The 22,451-nt window shown below is 73.2% G+C and carries 17 protein-coding genes; 3 read left to right on the top strand and 14 right to left on the bottom strand.

Features of this window, described 5'->3' with window-relative positions; translation table 11 throughout:
- The first annotated feature begins 279 nt into the window (after positions 1-279).
- Complete coding sequence (locus VFW24_06485; GenBank protein ID HEX5266402.1) at positions 280-747, top strand: hypothetical protein; 468 nt, start codon at positions 280-282, stop codon at positions 745-747.
- Between the two features lie 52 nt (positions 748-799).
- Here the strand turns inward: VFW24_06485 and VFW24_06480 are convergent, their stop codons facing one another.
- Together VFW24_06480 and VFW24_06475 are read right to left on the bottom strand one after the other, a co-directional pair.
- A complete protein-coding gene (locus VFW24_06480; GenBank protein ID HEX5266401.1) occupies positions 800-1,474 on the bottom strand; it encodes a hypothetical protein in 675 nt (224 codons plus the stop codon).
- Positions 1,475-1,543: 69 nt separating this feature from the next.
- Positions 1,544-1,876: a hypothetical protein gene (locus tag VFW24_06475; protein ID HEX5266400.1), complete on the bottom strand. Its 333-nt coding sequence runs from the start codon at positions 1,874-1,876 to the stop codon at positions 1,544-1,546.
- Between the two features lie 54 nt (positions 1,877-1,930).
- Here VFW24_06475 and VFW24_06470 point away from each other — a divergent pair, with 54 nt between their 5' ends.
- Positions 1,931-3,307 (top strand): alpha/beta hydrolase family protein, encoded by a 1,377-nt coding sequence (locus VFW24_06470; protein ID HEX5266399.1) that lies wholly within the window; start codon positions 1,931-1,933, stop codon positions 3,305-3,307.
- Positions 3,308-3,312: 5 nt separating this feature from the next.
- Here VFW24_06470 and VFW24_06465 read toward each other — a convergent pair whose 3' ends face one another.
- From VFW24_06465 to VFW24_06430, 8 genes are all read right to left on the bottom strand, one after another.
- Positions 3,313-5,343 (bottom strand): prolyl oligopeptidase family serine peptidase, encoded by a 2,031-nt coding sequence (locus VFW24_06465; GenBank protein ID HEX5266398.1) that lies wholly within the window; start codon positions 5,341-5,343, stop codon positions 3,313-3,315.
- Positions 5,340-6,842 (bottom strand): pyruvate kinase, encoded by a 1,503-nt coding sequence (gene pyk / locus VFW24_06460; GenBank protein HEX5266397.1) that lies wholly within the window; start codon positions 6,840-6,842, stop codon positions 5,340-5,342. The genes VFW24_06465 and pyk overlap by 4 nt, the downstream gene beginning before the upstream one ends.
- Before the next feature lie 35 nt (positions 6,843-6,877).
- The gene (locus VFW24_06455; protein ID HEX5266396.1) at positions 6,878-8,401 is read right to left on the bottom strand and encodes an MFS transporter; all 1,524 of its coding nucleotides are present in this window, start codon (positions 8,399-8,401) and stop codon (positions 6,878-6,880) included.
- Between the two features lie 201 nt (positions 8,402-8,602).
- Complete coding sequence (locus VFW24_06450) at positions 8,603-9,502, bottom strand: SDR family oxidoreductase (GenBank protein ID HEX5266395.1); 900 nt, start codon at positions 9,500-9,502, stop codon at positions 8,603-8,605.
- 14 nt (positions 9,503-9,516) lie between these two features.
- A complete protein-coding gene (locus tag VFW24_06445; protein HEX5266394.1) occupies positions 9,517-11,454 on the bottom strand; it encodes a PASTA domain-containing protein in 1,938 nt (645 codons plus the stop codon).
- A 17-nt stretch (positions 11,455-11,471) separates the two neighbouring features.
- Positions 11,472-13,523 carry an NAD-dependent DNA ligase LigA gene (ligA, locus tag VFW24_06440; GenBank protein HEX5266393.1) on the bottom strand — a complete coding sequence of 684 codons (2,052 nt, stop codon included), beginning with the start codon at positions 13,521-13,523 and terminating at the stop codon, positions 11,472-11,474.
- Positions 13,520-14,542 (bottom strand): tRNA 2-thiouridine(34) synthase MnmA, encoded by a 1,023-nt coding sequence (mnmA, locus tag VFW24_06435; GenBank protein HEX5266392.1) that lies wholly within the window; start codon positions 14,540-14,542, stop codon positions 13,520-13,522. The genes ligA and mnmA overlap by 4 nt, the downstream gene beginning before the upstream one ends.
- Before the next feature lie 25 nt (positions 14,543-14,567).
- Positions 14,568-15,713 (bottom strand): cysteine desulfurase family protein, encoded by a 1,146-nt coding sequence (locus tag VFW24_06430; protein ID HEX5266391.1) that lies wholly within the window; start codon positions 15,711-15,713, stop codon positions 14,568-14,570.
- A 146-nt stretch (positions 15,714-15,859) separates the two neighbouring features.
- Here VFW24_06430 and VFW24_06425 point away from each other — a divergent pair, with 146 nt between their 5' ends.
- A complete protein-coding gene (locus VFW24_06425) occupies positions 15,860-16,843 on the top strand; it encodes a galactose-1-phosphate uridylyltransferase (GenBank protein ID HEX5266390.1) in 984 nt (327 codons plus the stop codon).
- 7 nt (positions 16,844-16,850) lie between these two features.
- Here VFW24_06425 and glgB read toward each other — a convergent pair whose 3' ends face one another.
- The 4 genes from glgB to VFW24_06405 form a co-directional block, all read right to left on the bottom strand.
- Positions 16,851-19,046 (bottom strand): 1,4-alpha-glucan branching protein GlgB, encoded by a 2,196-nt coding sequence (gene glgB, locus VFW24_06420; protein ID HEX5266389.1) that lies wholly within the window; start codon positions 19,044-19,046, stop codon positions 16,851-16,853.
- Positions 19,047-19,056: 10 nt separating this feature from the next.
- Positions 19,057-20,388 carry a phosphotransferase gene (locus tag VFW24_06415; GenBank protein HEX5266388.1) on the bottom strand — a complete coding sequence of 444 codons (1,332 nt, stop codon included), beginning with the start codon at positions 20,386-20,388 and terminating at the stop codon, positions 19,057-19,059.
- Positions 20,385-22,055 (bottom strand): maltose alpha-D-glucosyltransferase, encoded by a 1,671-nt coding sequence (gene treS, locus VFW24_06410; GenBank protein ID HEX5266387.1) that lies wholly within the window; start codon positions 22,053-22,055, stop codon positions 20,385-20,387. Before treS ends, VFW24_06415 begins: the two co-directional genes overlap by 4 nt.
- A 104-nt stretch (positions 22,056-22,159) precedes the next feature.
- Positions 22,160-22,451 (bottom strand): alpha-1,4-glucan--maltose-1-phosphate maltosyltransferase (locus tag VFW24_06405; protein HEX5266386.1); only part of this gene is annotated, 292 nt, incomplete at its 5' end.

The following is a 22,451-nucleotide window of genomic DNA, read 5'->3' as shown; positions in this document are numbered from 1 at the left end:
GGTGGTCCTACGGCCCGCACGCTTGCTCCCTCCAAAGAGGCTTTCGACGCCCCGCTCAGCCCGACGCCTCTCGACGCCTGACCGGGGCCTGCTACCGGGCTCTCCGGCGATTACCCGGGCGGGACTCTCACCCGCTGGGTTGGTCCAGCTTGCAGGACGCAACATGGGCCGAGCTTAGGGTCGGGAAGGTCGATTCCCTGCGGCCGGCGCCCCGTCGGTCCCAGGATCTGTTTACCGACGGCGGGGTCCGTATTTCGGCGCCCGTTAGCCTTTCGACACGTGCGGCGGATCGGTGCTGCGGTCGTGCTCGTGACGGTGTGCGTGGTCGGCGGGGTGGTGCTGATGCTCATCCCTCTGTCCATCCCGGGGGCGTACCCGCCGGTCTCCGGTCCCCCGGTGGCGTCGTGCCGGCCCGGGCTGGCCGGCACCGGATTCGGCACCCTGCTCGCGTCCGCCCCGGATGTGCAGCTCCATCCCCGCGACGCCTTCCGGTACGAGGAGTGCCACGACGCCGCCGTGCAGCGTGCCGTCCAGGCCGGCGGCCTGGCCGGCCTCGGCCTGGTCGCGACCATCGTCCTGTTCGTGTGGAGGCCGGGGCTGCTCGAGCAGGCGGCGCCCTCCCGGCGGCGGGGCCCGGCCGGCGGGAAACGGGCGTCGCTGCCCACCAGCCCGGTCGGGATGGTGGCGTCGGTGATCGGAGTGGGCTGCCTGCTCGGCGGGTTCCTCTGGATCGCCTCGTCAGCCTGACCGGCCCAGCGACCTCGGCCGGGAGGTCGATCGCCTCGATGGCCCGGGCCGGCTACGCCCCCTCGGCGCCGGGCAGCTTGAGCCGGGCGGCCAACTCGGGCTGGAAGCGCACCATGTCCCGGTTGAAGTCCGAGACGAAGGGCCAGTCCTCCCCCTCCCCCGGGACCTGCCGGAAGCGGGTCCAGCCGTCGGGGTCCTGGCCCCCCGACCGGAACATGGCGAGGGCGGAGTACGCCTGGCGCTTGTAGGTGATGTTGTCCGGCTGCAGCTCGTGGGCGGCGTTGAAGTGGCTCAGGGCCCGCTCCGAGAAGCCCTCCGTGCTCCACAGGTGCTGGGCCAGCTCGAAGTGGGCCGCCGCCTCCGAGACCGCCGGTGAGCGCTCCCGGGACCGGTCCACGACCTCCTCGGGGGAGAGGGCGTAGCGGCTGGCCGCGCCGTTGGCGACCCAGTCCGCGACCATCGCCACGTAGCGCTCCCGCTCCTCGCTGCGCCCCACCAGCTCGGCCATCTGCACCGCCGCCTCCCCCACGGGCAGGGGGCTGGCCGGCTCCGGCGGGCGGACGATCGTGCTGCTCTCGTCGATCCACATGACCTGGGGGATGTTGGTCACGCCGAAGCGGGCGTCCATGTAGTGGGCCCGGTCGATTAGCGAAGGATGGGTGGACCCCGCCGCCTCGACGAAGGGCCGGGCCACCTCGGGCCCCGCCATCTCGAGGCACACGTCCACGACCTCGAACCCCTGGGGGTGCAGCTCCTCACGCAGTGCCTGCCACCCGGGCAGGTCCCAGCGGCAGCCTCAGTAGGGCGCCCAGGCGATGACCAGCACCTTCTGGCCGCGCAGCGATTCGATCCGGAACTCGTTGCCGTCCAGGTCGGGGAGCGAGAAGTCCGAGGCGCCCGCCGTCGCCAGGGCCCGGCCCCCCACGCTCTCGGGCCCCACCGACCACAGCCCGGCCCCGGGTTCCGGGACCACGGCCATGCCGAGGCGTTCCGCCGCGGTCGGCAGGTCGAAGCCTCCGCCGCCGAGGGGGACGCATACCTCGCCCTTGCACGCCCCCTCGGGCTTGATCTGCCAGCCGGTGGTCCGCTCGAACTCGTCAGCAGCGACATCCAGATGGTCGACGATCACCGCTGACACAGTAGGCGGGCGGCGGCAACGCCGCCCGGCGTAGTCTTGGCCCCGGTGCTGGGGGCGCTCTCGAAGTCGATCCGCGGTCCGCGTCTGCGGGCCGTCCTCGCCGGTGCGGCCGCGCTGGTGGCCCTGGTGCCGGTCGGGCGCGCCGCCGCATCCGCCCCGCCGGTGAGCTTTGCCGACGCCGCCGGCCTGCACGTCCTCGGGGCTGCCCGGCTCGACGCTCGCGACTACAACGTGCGGGTCCTCTCGCCCGACCTGGGCCGCCCGGTGAACGTCCGCCTGCTGCTGCCCGCCGGCTACGGGACCGATCCGGGTCGTCGCTATCCGGTCCTGTACCTGTTCCACGGCACCTCGGGGCAGGCGTCGGACTGGGTCACCCAGGGTGGGGCCGAGCAGACCACGGCCCCGTACGGGCTCATCACGGTCATGCCCGACGCCGGCTTCAACGGGGACGGCGGCTTCTGGTTCACCAACTGGGTCGACCGGAACACCAGCCACGGTCCGTCGCAGTACGAGGATTTCCTCGTCGCGTCGCTGATCCCGTGGGTCGACCACAACCTGCGCACCGTCGCCACCCGTGACGGCCGAGCCGTGGCCGGGCTGTCGCAGGGCGGGTACGGCTCGGCCGAGATCGCCGCCCGGCACCCCGATCTGTTCGTGTCGATGGCCTCGTTCTCCGGGGCGCCGGAGATCGAGCGCGACCCCGAGGTGTTTGCCGGCGCCGTGGCCGTCATCGAGGCCATCGAGGTCGGAGATGACCGGGTGCCCCCGTTCTCGGAGCTCGGCAACCCGGCGCTCGACCTCGTCAACTGGGAGGGCCACGACCCCGCCACCCTCGACACCAACCTCCGGGGCATGCGCCTCTACCTCTGGACGGGCATGGGCCTGCCCGGGCCCTTCGACTCGGGTCCCGACCCCTACGGCTCGCTGATCGAGGGGGCGGTGTACCAGTCGACCCAGCACTTCTACGATCACCTGCAGGCCGACGGGATCCCCGCCTTCTACGACAACTACGTGTACGGCACCCACACCTTCGCCTACTGGGCACGCGACCTCAGGGCCTACGTCCCTAAGCTGATGGGGGACTTTGCCCACCCCGTCCGTCCCGTCGTCGCCTCGTACTCGTCGATCGACAAGCAGTGGTCGCAGTGGGGCTACACGGTCTCGGTGACCAGGAGCGCCGCCCAGGCGTTCAGCGCCCTGACCGGGGGAAGCGCGGCGGGATACTCGTTCGCCGGCAGCGGAACGGCCACCGTCACCACGCCCGGGGTCTACCGACCCGGCTCCCCCGCGACCGTCACCGTCAGCGGTCCGTCCGGCACCACGACCCGGACGGTGCGCGTCGGGCCGGACGGCCGCATCACCACCGTCCTGGCCCTCGGGGCCGGCAGCCCCGTCCGGGTGACGATCACCCTCCGGGACTGAAGCATTCAGGCCAGACCGAGGCGCCGGCCCAGGAACGTGTAGGCCAGCGCCGACATCACCGCCTGCTGGGGGGCGTCGGCCGCCCCGGCGTGGCCCCCCTCGGTGTTCTCCCAGTAGGTGACGTCGTAGCCCATGGCGGCCAGGCGCGCCGCCATCTTCCGGGCGTGACCGGGATGCACCCGGTCGTCGCGGGTCGACGTGGTGAACAGGATCGGCGGGTAGGGCCGGCCCGGCTCGGCCAGGTGGTACGGGGAGAAGGTGCGGATGAACGCCCAGTCGTCGGGGTCATCGGGGTCCCCGTACTCCGCCATCCACGACGCCCCCGCCAGGAGGTGGCTGTAGCGGCCCATGTCGAGGAGGGGCGCCTGGCACACGACGGCGCCGAACAGCTCGGGCGCGCGCATGTACATGTTGCCCACCAACAGCCCGCCGTTGCTGCCGCCGATGATGCCCAGCTCGCCGGGAGTCGTGACCGCCGTGGCGACGAGGTCGCGCGCCACCGCCTCGAAGTCCTCGTAGGCGCGGTGGCGCTCCGCCCGCAGCGCCGCCTCGTGCCAGCCGGGCCCGTACTCCCCGCCGCCCCTGATGTTCGCCACGGCGTAGCGGCCGCCGGCGGCCAGCCACGACCGTCCCGCCACGGGTGAGTAGGTGGCCGCCAGGGACACCTCGAATCCGCCGTAGCCCGTCAGCACCGTCGGTCCCGGCGTCCCGCCCTCGACGGCCGCCGCCGGGCCCACGAGGAAATAGGGAACCCGCGTGCCGTCGGCGCTGGTGGCGAAGCGCTGGGTCATGGCCAGGCCGGTGGTGGCAAAGCGGTCCGGTACCGCCCGCAACCGGCTCGCCTGCCCGCCGGCGGGAGCCAGGTATAGCGCGTTCGGGTTCAGGAAGTCCTGGCCCATCACGAAGAAGTCGTCGGACAGGTCGGCGTCCAGGGGCCAGGCGGTCTGGGACCACGTCCCGGTGACTCCGGTCGCGGCCGGCCGATCCCAGCCCGAGTCGGGATCGGCCAGCTCGATGCGGTCACGCACGTCCTCCTGCACGGTGAGCAGGAGCCGGCTCCTGGTCCACCCCCAGTCCGACAGGGCGGTGGTGGCGGTGGGCTCGAACACGACGTCGAGGTCGCGGCCCCCCTCGAGATAGTCGTCGAGGCCGGCGGCCAGCAGGGCTCCGGCCGCGTACGCCCTGCCGCCGGCCGACCACGGGGTGCGCAGCCTCAGCAGCAGCCAGCGCTCCCGAACCTCCACCGACGCGTCCTCGGGCACGTCGAGGAGGACCAAGGCGTCCCCGCGGCGGATCCACGTCCGGGTCCGGTAGAAGTCGAGCGCCCGCTGGAACAGCTGGTGGCGGTGCCCCGGCAGGGTGGCGACGGAGACGCTGACGGCTACGTCGGCCTCGTCCCCCTCGAAGACCACCGGGGCGTCGGCCAGCGCCGTTCCCCGCCGCCAGCGCCGGATCGTGCGGGGGTACCCCGAGGTGGTGAGGCTCCCGGGTCCGAAGTCGTGACCGGCGTAGACGGTGTCGTCGTCGAGCCAGGCCAGCCAGCCCTTGGAGAGCGGGCGGACGAAGCCGCCCTCCGCCTCGGGGACGAAGCGTCGCTCCTCCAGGTCGAACTCCCTCGTCACCGATGCGTCCGACCCGCCCGGGGACAGCTCGACCAGCAGCCGGCGCCGGTCCGGGCGCCGGACCGAACCCCCCTGGTACACCCAGGACTCGCCCTCGTCGTGGCCGAGGGCGTCGACGTCCAGCAGCACGTCCCAGGCCGCCCGGCCCGAGCGGTAGTCGTCCCACGTCGTGCGGCGCAGCACACCGCGGCGGCGGGTGCTGTCGGTCCAGAAGTTGAGCACCGAGGTCCGGTGCACGGACGGCAGCGGGATGCGGTCGTCGGCTTCCAGCAGGGCCAGGATCCGGCCCCGCAGGTCCTCGAAGCGGGGATCGGAGAACAGCTCGGACTCGGTGCGGTGGTTGTGCTCCCTCACCCAGGCCAGGACCCGGTCCCCGTCGACGTCCTCCAGCCAGGCGTACTCGTCGTCCGTCAATGCACGCGGACCAGACGCAGCGTGTCGGTGGTGGGCTCGTCCTCGGTGGGCGAGCCGGCCAGGACCACCACCACGTCTCCGGGCGCGGCCAAGCCGGCCCCCACCGCCCCCTGGACCGCGAACCACACGATCTCGTCGGTGCGCGAGGCCTCCCCGACGAGCAGCGGCACCACGCCCCAGCTGAGCGCCAGCTGCCGGGCCGTCCGCGGGGACGGGGTGGCGCCGACGATCGGCATCGGTGGGCGGAAGCGGGAGATGGCGCGAGCCGTGGCGCCCGTGCGGGTGCAGGCGATGATCGCGACCGCGTCCTCCTCGACGGCGGCCCGCCAGGCGGCGGCGGTGATGGCGGCGGTGATCCGCGGCGTCGACGACGGGTCTCCGGCCACCACCTGGGCCCCGAGATTGGTGCCCCAGCCCAGGTAGTCGAAGTCCTGCTCGGCCCGGCGGGCGATGCGGGCCATCGTGTCGACCACGGCGGGGGGATCGACGCCGACGGCCGTCTCGCCGGACAGCATCACCGCCGACGTGCCGTCCAGGACGGCGTTGGCCACGTCGGTGACCTCGGCGCGGGTCGGCGACGAGGCCGTCACCATCGACTCGAGCATCTGGGTGGCGGTGATCACCGGGCGGCCGTAGCGCACCGCCGAGCGGATGATCCGCTTCTGGGTGTGGGGGATGTCCTCCAGGGCCATGCGCACGCCCAGGTCGCCGCGGGCCACCATCACCGCGTCGGCCACCTCGACGATGGCGTCGAGGTCCGTTACCGCCTCGGGGGTCTCGATCTTGGCCACGAGCATCGGGACCGGTCCGCCCCGGCGCGCCGCCGCCCGCTCGGCCGCGATCCGCACCGCCCTGACGTCCTCGGCGCTGCGGACGAAGGAGACGGCGATGGCGTCCACGTCCTCTCCGACCATCACCTCCACCCGTTCCAGGTCCTCGGGGGTCGGCGTCTCCAGGCTGAGCCGGCCCGCCGGAGCGGTGACCCCGGGCCGGCCCTGGACCAGCCCGCCCGAGACGACCGTGGCCGCCACCTCGCCGGGGGCGTGCCCGACCACGGTGAGGGCCACCCCGCCGTCTCCCAGCGCCACCCGGTCCCCGGGCTCGAGCCCGTCGAGGAGGGCGGGATAGGAGACGGGGATCACCTCCGCGGAGGAGGCGAGGCCGGCCGCTCCTCCGGGCACCAAGGTGACCCCGGCTCCGGTCTCGAGCACCGACCCGCCCACCGGGAAGGGGGCGGCGCGGATCTTCGGGCCGGGCAGGTCGACCAGGACCGAGACCTCGGGCACGGCCACGCGCAGGCCGCGCACCCGGTCGACCGCCTCCGAGGTGGCGCCGTGGGCCAGGGTCACCCGCGCCATGTCCATGCCGGCGGCGCACATGGCGGCCTGGACGTCACCGGAGTCGGACGCCGGCCCGATGGTCGCCACGATCTTGGTCCGCCGGGGCCCGGTGGGGGCCGGGACCGGGCCGGCCGGGGGGTCCGTGCTCAGGGTCGGCATGGCGTCAGCTTGCCAGTCCGGCCGCCACCGTCAGCTCATCCGAGGGCCAGCTCGGCGCTGGCCGACATCCGCCGGCTGAGCATCCCGAATCCGCACGCCACCGCCGCCACGCACATCACGATGCCGACGAGGTAGGCGTCGTGGAACGACCCCACCAGGCCCGCCGCCGACTGGCGGGACGCCTGGATCGTCTGCATCACCTGGATGCCGGCCACGACCCCCACCTGGGCCATGAGCTGCTGGGACGCGCTGGCCACGCCCAGGCTGTCCTCGTCGACCGAGTTGGCCACCGCCGCCGCCACCGACGGGGACGCCACCCCCATCCCGACCCCGGACAGGGCCAGGGCCAGGACCACCCAGGCGGTCCCCGACTGCCGGGTCAGGACGGCAAAGACCGCCATCGACGCCGCCAGCGCCGCCGAGCCCGCCACCGCCGAGAAGCGCTGGCCCACCCGTCCCGCCAGGTACCCGGCCACCGGCGCCACGACGGAGAAGGTGAGCGGCCGGGCTATCACCATCAGCCCCGCCCCGGCGGTCGAGAGGCCGTAGACCCGCTCGAGGAGGATCGGGGCCAGGATGAACCCGCCCATGTAGGCGAAGTTGGTGAAGACCTGGTTGGCGATCGGGAACGAGAAGTTGCGCCGGCGCAACAGCTCCAGCGGCAGCAGCGGCGCCCGGGCCCGCCGCTCGGCGCGGATGAACAGCCCCGCCGCCACCGGGCACACGACGAGGGCGCCGACCACCAGCGGGGAAGACCAGCCCGTGACCGGCCCGCGGTTGAGCCCCACCAGCAGGGCGGTGACCGACACCGTGATCGTCACTGCCCCGGCCCGGTCGAAGGCCTCGGACGGGGCCCGCTCGGTCTCGGGCAGGACCAGGTAGGCCACGACCAGGGCGGCGGTGGTGAGCGGGGCCTGCAGCAGGAACAGGGCCCGCCACCCGAAGGTGGAGATCAAAAAGCCCCCGACCACCACCCCGATGACCGGGCCGCCGGCGCCGACCAGCGACCACCAGCCCATGGCCTTGGTCCGGTCCTCCTCCTCGAAGACCCGGAAGATCAGGGCCATCGAGGCCGCCCCCGCCGCCGCCCCGTCGATGCCGGACAGGGCCCGGGCGGCGATCAGCGACCCGACGTTGGGCGCGGCGGCGGTGAGAAGGGCGCAGACCACCGCCAGAGCGGTCCCCGCCAGGTACAGCCGGCGGTGGCCGTGGGTGTCGCCGATCTTGCCCAGCACCGGCGCCGCCACCCCGAAGGTGAGCAGCGGGGCGGTGATCACCCACGTCACGTCGGCCAGCGACGTGTGCAGGCCGTGGGCCACGTTGGTCAGCGCCACGGCAAAGATCGTGAACGTCACGTTGACCGAGAACAGTCCCGCCAGCACCGTCCACAGGACCACCCAGCGGTGGTGGCGGCCCCCGATCGGCGTCTCGCCGGGCGTGGGCACCACCTCCCGGGCCCGGTGGTAGAGGCGGCGGAAAAGGGGCCACGGGACGACCACCTCGTCCCCGCCCGCGGCTCCGATGGTGAAGGTGTCGCGCTGGTCCCGGGGCGAGCTCATCGGTCCCGGCGACGCTACCCGGCGCCTGCTGGTTCCCCCTACGGGACCGGGCGCGGACGCGGCGCAGGGCCCAAGGGGGCGGCGGCACCGGCAGCGGCTGGGGAACACTGCCTCAGCAACGCCACCCCCTTGGACCCTGCGACATCCGATACTACGTCGTGGATACCCCCCTTTGGGAGGGCTAATTCCCCATCCCCCGGATTAGCCAGGATGTGTCTGGTCCTCCCCGACCAGGCTCTTCATCGAGGCCTCGAGCTCGGCCAGCGTCCAGCGGTCGTCCTTCTCGATCGACTCCCCCATCGACCAGTTGTGCATGAGCTGCACCCGGCCGCCCTGCACGAAGAAGACCTTGCCCGTGGCCGGGCATGACTCGGTGGCGAGGTAGGCCACGAGCGGGGACACGTTGGCCGGGTCCCAGATGTCGAACATCCCGGGGTCGTCGGGGGCCTTGACCATGTCCCCGAGGCCGGGGGTGGACTCGGTCAGCCGGGTCCGGGCGGCGGGGGCGATGGCGTTGACCCGGACCCCGTAGCGGGCGAGCTCCTGGGCGGTGATCACGGTGAAGGCGCCCAGGCCTGCCTTGGCCGCCCCGTAGTTGGCCTGGCCCGGGTTCCCGAGCAGGCCCGACGTCGAGGAGGTGTTGATGATCGACGCCTTGACCTCCTGGCCGGCCTTGGTCCGCTCCCGCCAGTAGGCGGCGGCCCAGCGGGACGGGACGAAGTGGCCCTTCAGGTGGACGTGGATGACCGAGTCCCACTCCTCCTCGGTCATGTTCACGAGCACCCGGTCCCGGAGGATGCCGGCGTTGTTCACCAGGACGTGGAGGTCCCCGAACGCCTCGACGGCGGCGTTGATCAGGCGCTGGCCGCCCTCCCAGTCGGCCACGTTGTCGGCGTTGGCCACCGCCTCCCCGCCGGCGGCGCGGATCTCGTCGACCACCTGCTCCGCCGCCGAGCGGTCCACCCCGGTCCCGTCAGGGGCGCCCCCCAGGTCGTTGACCACGACCTTGGCCCCTTCGGCGGCGAACAGCAGGGCGTGCTCCCGACCGATCCCCCGGCCGGCGCCCGTGATGATGGCCACCCGTCCGTCAAGCGCTCCCATGGGCGCGGACGCTACTAGTGGGTGTACAGGTCGACCGACGAGCCCGCCGTCACCTGACTGCCCGGCGGGGGGTCGGTCACGAACACCCTCCGGTTGGGGGGGCCGTAGACGTTGGCCACGACCAGGCCGGCCTGGGCCAGGTCCGACGTCGCCTGGTCCACGTTCTCCCCGGTGACGTCCGGGACCCTGACCATGTGGGGGCCCTTGGACACGTTGACGGTCACCGTGGCGCCCTTGGCCGCCGGCGCCCCCGCCGGCGGGTCGGTCGAGACGACCTGGCCGGCGGGATAGGTCCCGGTGTTGTCGTAGACCTGGGCCTTCTTCGGGACCAGCCCCAGCTGGGACAGCTCGGCCGCCGCCTGGTCGTAGGTCTGGCCCGCCATCGAGGGGACGGTCCGGGGGGCCGGACCGCTCGAGACCGTGAGGGTCACGACCGTGCCCTTGGCCTGCAGGTCCTGCCTGGGGGACCAGTCCATGACCTGGCCCGAAGCCACCGTCTCGTCGTTCTTGGTCACGACCTGGTGGGCGAAGCCGGCCGCCTCCAGCTTGGCGATGGCGTCGGCCTGCGCCAGCCCGGTGAGGTCGGGCACCCCGCGCGGCGCCGGGCCCCGGGACGGGAACAGGATGACGGTCGAGCCCTCCTTGACCGAGGCGCCCGGCCCGGGGCTCTCGGCCACGATCTGGCCGGGGGGCAGCTGGTCGTCGTAGCGGCCCGGGCCGACCCGGGCGTGGAACTTGTCGGGGGCCAGCAGGGCCTCCGCCGCCGTCACCGTCCGGCCCCGGGTGTCGGGGACCGGGTGGCTGGGCGTGGAGAGCTTGAACACCCCGATGGCCAGGTACCCCCCGACGCCCGCGGCCAGCGCCACCAGGGCGGCGAGCCCGACCCAGAGACCCCGCCGCCTCCGGCGGGGGGCCGGGGCCGCCTGGCCGGCAGGGGCGTAGGGCGGGGGGACCGGGGCCATCGCGGTGGTGACCGTCCGGGTCGGCTCCTCCTGGTCGAAGACCCCGATGCGGGTGGGGGCGTTCGCCCCGTCCGGCTCGGCGGCCGGCCCCGGTCCCGCCCCGCCCGGGGCGCCGATCTCGGTCGTGTCGACCAGGGCGGGGGCCAGGGGCACCGGGCCGGCGGGCCCGGTCGTGCGCAGGACCCCCTCGAGGGCCGAGGCGAAGGCGGCGGCGGAGAGGCGCTCGGCGGGATCAGCGGCGCTGGCGGCGGCCAGGGCGGGGCCGAGGGGCCCGAGCTCGGGTCCGGGCTCGATGCGCCGGCCCTGCCGGGCCATCAGGGTGGCGACGGTGGTGTCGGCGGAGAACGGGACGGAGCCGGACACCGCTTCGGCCAGCACCAGGGCCAGGGAGTAGACGTCGGTCGGAGCGGCGGTCCCGTGGCCCACGGCCTGCTCCGGGGAGGCGTAGCGGGCGGTGCCGAGGATCACCCCTTCGGGCTCGGTCCAGGTGGCGTCGGCCATGGCCCGGGCCAGCCCGAAGTCGGCGATGGCCAGGCGCCCCTCCTCGTCGAAGAGGAGGTTGGCCGGCTTGATGTCCCGGTGGACCAGGCCCCGGGCGTGGGCGTGGGCCAGCCCCGACGCCGCCTCCCGGCCGAGCTCGGCGGCCTGGGCCGGGCGCAGGGCGCCGGCCCGGTCGAGGATCTGGCGCAGGCTGCCCCCGGCCAGGTGCTCGAGCACCACGTAGGCGACGCCGTCGTCCTCCCCCCAGTCGAAGACCTGGACGATGTGGGGGTGGCGCAGGCCCGCCGCCGCCCGGGCCTCGGACTGGAACCGGCGCAGGAAGGACTCGTCGGCAGCCAGCGCCGGGTGCAGCACCTTGACCGCGACGCGTCGACCGAGGACACGGTCTTCCGCCAGGTAGACCGCCGCCGATGCCCCCGCGCCCAGGGGGAGGAGGAGGTGGTAGCGGCCACCCAGCGCCCGACCGAGCAGGTCAGCCACACGCTGCATCGGCACCGGTTATAAGGCTACCGGGGCAGGTCCCCCGATTCGAGGAGGGCCCGGAAGCCGTCCTCGTCCAGGACCGGCGTGCCCAGGTCCTCGGCCTTGGTGAGCTTGGCCGCCCCCGGCTCCGCCCCCACGACCACGGCGTAGGTCGACTTGGACACGCTGCCGGGGGACTTCCCTCCCCGGGCCAGGATGGCCGCCTCGGCCTCCTCCCGGGTGAAGCCCTCGAGGGTCCCGGTCACCACCACGCTGCGTCCGGCCAGGACCGGCGCCACGTCCTCGGCGGGACCCCCGCCCGAAGCCAGGTTCACCCCGGCGGCCCTGATCTTCTCGATGACGGTGCGGTTGCGGTCGGAGGCGAAGAACTCGTGCACCGACCGGGCGATGACCGGCCCGATCCCCTCGACCGCCGCCAGCTCCTCGGGGGTCGCGGCCATGATCCGGTCGAGGTGGCCCAGGGCCCGGGCCAGCACCGCCGAGCCGGTCCCCCCGAGGTGGCGGATCGACAGGCCCATCAGGAGGTTGGCCAGCGGGCGCTGCTTGGACGCCTCGATGGCGCCCAGGAGGTTGGACACGGAGAGGGCGGCAAAGCCCTCCAGGCCGAGCAGCCGCTCCTCGGTGAGGGAGTACACGTCGCCGGCGTCGGCGATCAGACCGGCGTCGACGAGCTGGTACACGCGCTGCTCCCCGAGGCCCTCTATGTCCATGGCCCCGCGCGAGGCGAAATGGATGATCCGCTGCACCCGCTGGCCGGGACAGTCGAGGTTGGTGCAGAAGGTGTCGGCCTCCCCCTCGAGGCGGACCAGCGGACCGCCGCACACGGGACACGACGTCGGGAACTTCCACTGGCGCAGCCCCCGGGGCCGGAGCGAGAGAACAGGGCCGACGACCTCGGGGATGACGTCCCCGGCCTTGCGCACGATCACCGTGTCCCCGGGGCGGACGTCCTTGACCCGCACCTGGTCCTCGTTGTGCAGGGTGGCCAGGCCGACGGTGGAGCCCCCCACGAACACCGGCTCGAGTTGGGCGAACGGCGTGGCCTTCCCCGACTTGCCGATCGACACCATGATCCCCTTGAGCGTCGTGGTCCGCTCCTCCGGGGGGAACTTGTACGCCACCGCCCAGCGGGGGGCGTGCGAGGTGGATCCCAGCTCCTGGCGGCGGGCCAGGTCGTCGATCTTGATGACCACCCCGTCGATCTCGTAGGTGAGATCGTGGCGGTGCTCCTGGCGGCTCCGGCAGAAGGCGAAGACCTCGTCGAGGCCGTGGAGCAGCTTGATCTCGGGGTTGACCGGAAGGCCCGCCTCCCCCAGCCACGACAGGGTCTGCATGTGGGACGTGAAATGACGCGTCCCCCGGGTGACGACGAGCTCGTAGGCCCAGAAAGACAGGTCGCGCGAGGCGGTGATCGACGCGTCCTTCTGCCGCAGTGAGCCCGCCGCCGAGTTGCGGGGGTTGGCGAACAGCCGCAGCCCCGCCTCCGCCTGGCGCTTGTTCAGCTCGTCGAAGGCGGGGACCGGCATGTACACCTCGCCCCGCACCTCGATCTCCGCCGGCGGGTCGGGCATCTCCAGGCGGTGGGGGATGGCCTTGATGGTGCGGATGTTGGCGGTGACGTCCTCACCCACCCGGCCGTCGCCGCGGGTGGCGGCGCGCGCCAGCCGGCCCTTCTCGTACAGCAGCGACATGGCCACGCCGTCGATCTTGAGCTCGCAGACGTAGGCGACCTCTCCCGGGACGATGCGGTCCATGCGCTTGACCCACGCCTCCAGCTCCTCCATCGAGAAGGCGTTGTCGAGCGACATCATCGGCACCCGGTGCTGCACGGGCGAGAACAGCGGGGAGGGCGCAGCGCCCACTGTCTGGGTCGGTGACGCCCCGTCGACCAGCTCGGGGTGGGCGGCCTCGATCTCGCGGAGCTCGCGCACCAGGGCGTCGTACTCGGCGTCGCTTATCTCGGGCGCGTCGAGCTGGTGGTACAGGAGGTTGTGGTGCTCGATCTGGCCGCGCAGCTCCTCGGCGCGCCGGGCCACGCCGGCGCCGGCCCCCGCTCCCCCGCCGGGCGTGGTCACGCCGCCGCCGCCGCCCCGAGGACGCGGTCCCCGTCGTAGAAGGCGACCGTCTGGCCGGGCGCGACCCGGCGGGCCGGCTGCTCCAGGTCGACCACGTTCCCGCACAGACGCGCCGGCATCGGCCTGCCGTGGGCCGACGTCTGCACCAGCAGGGGCGTGTCCTCGGGGACGGGCCGGTCGGAGGTGGAGGTGGTCCCCCGGACCGGCACGGCGGTCGTCATCAGGTCCTCGAGGCGGCCCACCACGACCCGCCGCTGGGCGACGTCCACGTCCACGGCGTAGCGGCGCTCGGTGTCCCGCCCCGACGCCAGGCCCCGGCGCTGGCCCACCGTGACCAGCTCCACGGCGTCGACGGTGCCGACCTCCCGGCCGGTGCCGGCGTCGACGAGGGTCCCGGGGTGCAGCTCGCCCCGGCCGGCGAGGAACGCCTCCCGTCCCGCCACGGCGGTGATGAAGCACACGTCGAGGCTGTCGGGCTTGGCCGCCGTCCGCAGGCCCAGGGCGGCGGCGTGCTCGCGCACCTCGGCCTTGGTCAGCTCACCGACGGGCAGCAGCACCTGCGCCAGCTGCTCGCGCCGGAGCACGGCCAGCACGTAGGACTGGTCCTTGGCCCCGTCCCGGCCCCGCAGGAGCCGCCCGCCGCGGATGCGGGCGTGATGGCCGGTGGCCACCGCGTCGAAGCCCAGCTGCCGGGCCCGGACGAGGAAGCGGTCGAACTTGAGGTGGCGGTTGCACTCGACGCACGGGTTCGGCGTGCGACCATCGAGGTGGTCGGCGACGTAGGGCCCGACGACGTGGCGCTCGAAGTCGGCGGTGAAGTTGAACACGTGGTGGTCGATCCCGAGCTGCTGGCCCACCCGCCGGGCGTCCTCGACGTCGGCCACCGAGCAGCACCCCGAGTCGGACGGTCCGCCCCACAGCTTCATGGTGGCGCCCACGACGGTGTGGCCGGCGTCGCGCAGCAGCGCCGCCGCCACCGACGAGTCGACCCCGCCCGACATGGCCACGAGGACCCTCACGGCCGGGCCCGGCGCCGACCCGCGGTCACGCCGGCACCGACGAGCGCAGGCGGGCCACGGCGGCGGGCACCGCCTCGAGGGCGGCGTCGACATCGGCGTCGGTGCTGCTCCACCCCAGCGACAGGCGCAGGGCCGAGCCGGCCTCCACCTCCGGGAGCCCCATGGCCAACAGGACGTGGCTGGGCTCGAGGGCGCCCGACGCGCAGGCCGAGCCCGCCGACGCGCAGATCCCGGCCTCGTCCAGGAGGAACAGCAGGGCCTCGCTCTCCACCCCGGGAAGCCGGAGGTGGCAGCTGCCCGCCACCTTGTTGTCGCGGGAGCCGGTCTCGACCGCGCCCGGCACCGCCTTCACCAGCCCGTCGGCCAGCCGGTCGCGCCGCGCCCCGACCCGGGCCACGGTGGCCTCCCGCTGGGAGGCGGTGGCGTGGGCGGCGGCGGCCAGTCCGACGATGCCGGCCACGTTGTGGGTCCCACTGCGCCGCCCCTGCTCCTGGCCCCCACCGTGCAGGACGGCGGAGAGCCTGACCCCGTTCCGGACGACCAGGACCCCGGCCCCCTGGGGGCCCCCGAACTTGGGGGCGCTCACCGCCACCAGGTCGGCGCCCACAGCCAGTGCGGCCACGTCCAGCCACGGGAACGCCTGCACGGCGTCGGTGTGCACGAGGGCGCCCGGCGCCTTCCGGCGGACGAGGTCGACGACGGCGGCCAGGGGCTGGATGACGCCGACCTCGTTGTTGGCGAGCATCACCGAGACGACCGCCACGTCCGGGCCGAGCGCCGCCTCGAGGGCCCCGAGGTCGACGACCCCGTCGGGGCCGACTCCGACGATCGTGCCCCCGAGGGCCCTCACCGACTCCAGCACGGCGTCGTGCTCGACCGAGGTGCAGACCGCCCGGCCCGGCGCTCCCGTGCCCCGGGCGGCCCCGGCCGCGCCGAGCACGGCCAGGTTGTCGGCTTCGGTCCCCGACCCGGTGAACACCACCTCTCCGGGGGCGGCACCGAGGGCCACGGCCACCGTCTCCCGCGCCTCCTCGATGGCGGCGCGGGCGGCCCGCGCCACGGCGTGGCTCCCCGAGGGATTGCCGAACCGGCCGGTGAGGAACGGGGCCATCGCCTCCGCCGCCTCGGGGCGAAGCGGGGTCGTGGCGGCGTGGTCCAGGTAGGCCGGCATGGTCCGTCCAGCCTAAGAGGGCGCCGCCGCGGTCGGGCGGGGACGGTTCGGGAGCGGCGGCGTCACCGGTTTGCCGACGATACGAACACGCTGAGCGGTAACGTGTGGTGGTATCCAGGAAAGATGAGTACGACAGTGGGCACCAGTTGAGCCAGCTACGACTCGACCCGCTGACCGGCCGCTGGGTGGTGGTCAGCTCGGATCGGGCCGCCCGTCGGGAGGCGTTCCTGTCGCGGTCGCTCCCGGTGGAGTCGGGTCCGGCCCGGCCCTGCCCGTTCTGCCGGGGCCACGAGGAGTCGACCCCGCCGGCCCTGGAGACCTACGGGCCCTCCGGGGACTGGCAGGTCCGGGTGGTCCCGAACCTGTATCCCGCCTTCATCGGGGACGACCCGATGGTCGTCACCCATCTCGGTCCCGCCTTCACCCAGGCCCCGGCCAGCGGCATCCACGAGGTCCTGGTGTTCTCCCCCGAGCACGGCGCCGGCTGGGCCGACCTCGACGACCGCCAGACCGCCCTGGTGATGGCCGCCATCCGGGACCGCATCGACGCCCACTCCCGGGCCCGGTCCCTCCGCTACACCCAGGCCATCGTGAACTCGGGCCGGGAGGCGGGCGCCTCCATCGAGCACCCCCACGGCCAGCTGCTCGGCATGCCGTTCGTGCCGAGGGAGCTGGTGGACGAGCAGGCCGGCTTCGCCCGGTTCTCGGGGAGCTGCCTGCTCTGCACGACGATCGACGCCGAGGAGGACGCCGGCCACCGCATGGTCCACGCCGACGAGGACGTGATCGTGGTCTGCCCCTTCTGGAGCGGGCTGCCGTACGAGATGCTCGTGCTGCCCCGCTACCACGACGCCCATCTCCACCACGCCCCCGAGTCCGCCCTGTTCTCCTTCGGGCGGGCCATCGGGCTGGCGCTGCGGCGGCTCGAGGGGCGTCTCGGGGACGTGGCGTTCAACCTGGTGTTCCACTCCGCGCCCTACCGGGCCACCGGCACCTACCACTGGCACGCCCACCTCCTGCCCAGGCTGACCACGGCGGCGGCGTTCGAGCAGGGCACGGGCGTGCCGATCAACGTGGTGGCGCCCGAGGTGGCCGCCGCCGACCTCCGCGGCGCCCCCGTCGGGGTCTAGGCCCGGCTCACTCCTGCGCCAGCCACAGCACGCCCAACGGCGGCAGGGTCAGCTCGGCCGAGTAGGGCAGCCCGTGGAACGGGTGGTCCCCGGCCCACACCTCGCCGCCGTTGCCCACCCCGCTGCCGCCGAACTCGGTGGCGTCGGAGTTGACGACCTCCCGCCACGTTCCGCCGGCCGGCAGCCCCACCCGGTAGCCGGGGCGCACGACCGGGCTGAGATTGGCGACGCACACCACGGCCGGGCCCTGGCCGCCGGCGCCGAAGCGGGCGAAGGACGCCACGTTGGACTCCGTGTCGCTGGCGTCGATCCAGCGGAAACCCTCCGCCGAGAAGTCCCGCTCCCACAGCGCCGGCTGGGCGTTGTAGGCCCGGTTGAGGCTGCGCACCAGCTCCTGCACGCCGCGGTGGAACGGGTACTCGAGGAGGTGCCAGTCCAGGCTCTGGTCGTGGCGCCACTCCCACGGCTCGGCCAGCTCGGCGCCCATGAACACCAGCTGCTTGCCGGGGTGGGCCCACATCCAGGCGTACAGGGCGCGGAGGTTGGCGAAGCGCTGCCACTCGTCCCCCGGCATCTTGCCGAGCAGCGAGCCCTTGCCGTGCACGACCTCGTCGTGGGACAGGGGCAGCACGAAGTTCTCGCTGAAGGCGTACAACAGGCCGAAGGTCAGGCGGTCGTGGTGGTACCGGCGGTGGATGGGCTCGTGCTCGAAGTACTCGAGGGTGTCGTGCATCCAGCCCATGTTCCACTTGAAGGTGAAGCCCAGGCCCCCGTCCGAGGTGGGCTGGGAGACGCCCGGCCATGCCGTCGACTCCTCGGCCAGGGTCACGGCCCCCGGCTGCTCCGAGGACACCACCTCGTTGAGCTCGCGGAGGAACGAGATGGCCTCGAGGTTCTCCCGGCCGCCGTACTGGTTGGGGATCCACTCCCCTTCCTTGCGGGAGTAGTCGAGGTAGAGCATCGACGCCACCGCGTCGACTCGCAGGCCGTCGACGTGGAACGACTCCAGCCAGTACAGGGCGTTGCTGATGAGGAAGTTCCGCACCTCGTTGCGCCCGAAGTTGAACACGAGCGTGCCCCAGTCGGGGTGGGCACCCTTGCGCGGGTCGTCGTGCTCGTACAGGGCGGTGCCGTCGAAGCGGGCCAGGGCCCAGTCGTCGCGCGGGAAGTGCGCCGGCACCCAGTCCACGATCACCCCGATGCCCCGCCGGTGCAGGGCGTCGACCAGCCGGCGCAGCGCCTCCGGGTTGCCGTAGCGCGACGTGGGGGCGAAGTACGAGGACACCTGGTAGCCCCACGACCCCCCGAAGGGGTGCTCGGCCAGCGGCATGAACTCGACGTGGGTGAAGCCCATCTCCGCCAGGTAGTCGGGCAGCTGCTCGGCCAGCTCGTCGTAGGAGAGTGTCCGCCCCCCCTCCTCGGAGTTGCGCCGCCACGAGCCGGCGTGCAGCTCGTACACCGACATCGGCTTCACGTGCGGGTGGGGCTCGGAGCGCTGGCCCATCCACGCCCCGTCCCTCCACTGGTGGTGGTCGGGTGCGGCCACGATGCTGGCCGTGCCCGGCGGGAGCTCGGCCTGGCGGGCGTAGGGATCGGCCTTGAGCCGGAGCTGGCGCTCCTGGGTCAGCAGCTCGAACTTGTAGCGGCAGCCGGGCTCGACGTCGGGGAGGAACAGCTCCCAGATGCCGGAAGCGCCCATGCTGCGCATCGGGTGGACGCGCCCGTCCCAGAGGTTGAAGTCACCGACGACGCGCACGGCGCGCGCGTTGGGGGCCCACACCGCGAACGAGGTGCCGTGCACGCCCTGGTGCACCAGGGTGCGGGCCCCGAGGACCTCCCAGAGACGGTGGTGGCGGCCCTCCCCGAACAGGTAGAGGTCGAGCTCACCTACCGTGGGCCAGAACCGGTACGGGTCCTCGATGCTGATCGAGGCCCCGTCGGGGTAGTCGGCCTCGAGACGGTAGGCGAGGTTGTCGGCCAGGTCGGGCAGCTCGGCCACGAAGAAGCCGGCGGGGTGGGCCTGGCGCATGTCGATGCGCTTGCCCTCCTCGGTCACCACCCGCATGGCCACGGCCTCGGGGCGCCACGCCCTCACCTCGGGCCCGTGGGCTCCCAGCAGGTGGTGGGGGTCGGCGTGCTCACCCGCCACGAGCCTCTGGATCTCGGCGGCCAGTCCCGACAGCGTGCTTGTGGATTTCGACACGGTCTACCCCTTACCCCGCGAGCAGCCGGTCGATTGCATCCCGGGGGATCTGCTCCCAGTCGGGCCGGTGGGCCCGCTCGTAGGCGACCTCGTAGAGGGCCTTGTCGACCTCGAAGAACGTCGTCAGCTCCCGGGTGGCCTCCCCCTCCGGGTCCCCCCCGGGGAGGAGGCTCCCGATCCCCTCCACGCGGTTGTAGCCCTCCAGGAAGGCCTCCCTGGCGTGCAGCTCCCAGGCCCGGGCCCGGCCGGCCAGGGCGTCCTGGTCCCCGCGGTCCCGGTCGGCCAGGGCCACGGCCGAGGCGTAGTGGAACGACCGCAGCATCCCCGAGACGTCCTTGGCCGGGGGCCAGGGCAGGCGCCGCTCGGCCAGGGGCCGGGCCGGCTCCCCCTCGAAGTCGAGGACGTACCAGCCGCTGTCGGTCCGCATGACCTGGCCCAGGTGGTAGTCCCCGTGGACCCGGATGGAGGGGCCGAGGGCCCCGGTCTCGGCCAGCCGGCGCACCCGGGCCGCCAGGGCCGCCACCTTGCGCCCGACCTCGGGCCCGAGGCGCAGGGAGGCGGCCCGCTCCTCGGTGGACCGGGCCCACTCGTCGGCCGCCCCCGGATGGAGCCCGAAGGCCTCGGAGAGGGCCACGTGCAGCCGGGCGGTCATGTCCCCGATGCGGCGCGCCTCCGACGCCATATTGCCCCCCGCCTCGGCGGGGTCGGGCTCGGCGCCGCCGTAGAGGTCGCGCAGCGACGCCAGGGCCAGGGCCCAGCCCTCGGTGCCGCCCGCCAGGTACTCCTGGGCCACCGCCAGGTCGTAGTCCCCCCGGCTCCACACGGCGATCGGCGAGGGCAGGTGGTTGAAGCCCACCCGGTCCAGGGCGGTGCCCACCTCGACGTCGGGGTTGGGCCCGGGTTGCACCCGTCGGTACACCTTCATGATCACCTTCTCGCCGATGACGACCGAGCTGTTGGACTGCTCGGCCCCCACGGGGCGGACCATCATCTCCTCGACGCCGGGCACCCCTACGACGGCGGCGACCTTGCGGGCCGCCTCGGGGTCGACGAGGGCGTCGTAGGCGAAGTGCTTGCCGTCGTCGGCGTCGACGAAGCCGAGCACGTCGCGCTCGCCGAGGTCGATGGCGTCGGGGCGCACCGCCACCAGCGCCTGGTACACCGGCCCCGGTCCGGCCCCGACGAGGAACCACAGCACCCCGGGGGCGTCCCCGTCGGGCGCCACCAGGACCTCGGAGTGCTCGACCTCGACCGTCGCCGCCCCGTCCTCCCCGTGCGCCATCCAGCGCTGCCGGTCGAGCCAGGGCCCGATGAGGGTGGCCACGGCGTCGGTGAGCTTCATGATCGGTCCTCCTCCAGCAGCTCGAACCAGTGGAACGAATAGGGGCCGAGGGTGACGAAGTACGGCAGGGACCCGATGCGCGGGAACGGCACCCTCCCCAGCATCTCCAGCGGGGTGCGCCCCTCCCAACGGCCCAGCGCCAGCTCGCACGGCTGGGCGAAGCGGGACAGGTTGTTGACGCAGAGCACGACGTTCTCGCGCTCGTCCTGGCCCTGCTCGGTGCGCACGAACGCCAGCACAGACGGGTTCTCGACGGGCAGCACCTCGAAGCGGCCCGTCCCGAACATCACGTGCTGGCGGCGCACCTCGAGCATGCGCTTCATCCAGTGGAGGAACGAGCTGGGGTTGCGCATCTGGGCCTCGACGTTCACCGACCCGAACCCGAACACCGGGTCCATCAGCGGTGGCAGGTACAGCTGGGCAAAGTCCGCCCGCGAGAACCCGGCGTTGCGGTCCGGGGACCACTGCATCGGCGTGCGCACGGCGTCGCGGTCGCCGAGGTAGATGTTGTCCCCCATCATCATCTCGTCCCCGTAGTAGAGGATCGGGCTGCCCGGCAGCGAGAAGAGGAGGGCGTGCAGGAGCTCCGCCACCCTCCGGTCGTTGTCCACGAGCGTCGCCAGCCGCCGGCCGATCCCGATGTTCCGGCGCATGCGCGGGTCCTTGGCGTACTCCGCGTACATGTAGTCCCGCTCCTCGTCGGTCACCATCTCGAGGGTGAGCTCGTCGTGGTTGCGCAGGAAGATGCCCCACTGGCAGCCCTCGGGGATGTCGGGCGTCTGGGCCAGGATCTCGGTGACCGGGAAGCGTTGCTCGCGGCGGACGGCCATGAACATGCGCGGCATCAGGGGGAAGTGGAAGCACATGTGGCACTCGTCCCCCTCCCCGAAGTAGTCGACCACGTCGGCGGGCCACTGGTTGGCCTCGGCCAGGATCACGGAGTTGGGGTGGGTGGCGTCGATCTCCTTGCGCACCCGCTTCAGGTAGTCGTGGGTCTCCGGCAGGTTCTCCCCGCTGGTGCCGTCGCGCTCGAAGAGGTAGGGCACGGCGTCGAGGCGGAACCCGTCCAGCCCTATGTCGAGCCAGAACCGGACCACGTCGAGCATGGCCTGGGCCACCTCGGGGTTGTCGTAGTTGAGGTCGGGCTGGTGGGCGAAGAACCGGTGCCAGTAGTACTGCCGGCGCACCGGGTCGTAGGACCAGTTCGAGCGCTCGGTGTCGACGAAGATGACCCGGGCGTCGGGCCAGCGCTGGTCGTCGTCGCTCCACACATACCAGTCGGCCTTGGGGTTGGTGGCGTCCTGGCGGGACTCCTGGAACCACGGGTGCTGGTCGCTCGTGTGGTTCATGATCATGTCGGCGATGACCCGGATCCCCCGGCGGTGGGCGTTCTCGATCAGCTCGACGAAGTCACCGAGGTCCCCGTACTCGGGGAGGATGGTGAAGAAGTCGCTGATGTCGTAGCCCCCGTCGCGCAGGGGGGACTGGTAGAACGGCAGCAGCCACAGGCAGTCGATGCCCAGCCACGAGAGGTAGTCGAGCTTGCCCGTCAGGCCCTTGAGATCACCGGTGCCGTCGTCGTTGGCGTCGTAGAAGCCCCGCACCAGCACCTCGTAGAACACCGCCGTGCGGTACCACTGCGGCTCCCCGGGAGCGGAGCCGGCCAGGCGCGACGGGCCGGGCCGGGCCCGCTGGCCCTGACGCCTCTGCCCGGTTCGGGCCGGGGCGGGCCGGGACCGGCGGGACGGGCGTTCGGTGGGGGGACGTGCGGTCAGGGGGAGAACCTGCGCAGGTGCAGGATGTGGGCGGGGGTGTCCGCCGGATCGAGCCGCACGTAGGGCTCGGGACCCTGCCAGGTGAAGGACCGCCCGGTCAGCTCGTCGAAGGCCTCGAACGGCTGGTCCCACGGCAGGCCGAGGTACCCCAGGTCGATCCACAACGTGGTCTCCTGGGTCCCCAGCGGATCGAGGTTCACCACCGTCAGCACCACGTCGGAGCGGTCGTCGGTGTGCTTGGAGTACACGAGGACGGCGTCGTTGGCGCTGTGGTGGAAGGCGACGTTG

Source organism: Acidimicrobiales bacterium (assembly GCA_036273495.1).
Taxonomy (GTDB): Bacteria; Actinomycetota; Acidimicrobiia; order Acidimicrobiales; family JAJPHE01; genus DASSEU01.
The sequence above is the reverse complement of the archived record's forward strand: the minus strand, read 5'-3'. Positions and strand labels throughout refer to the sequence as shown.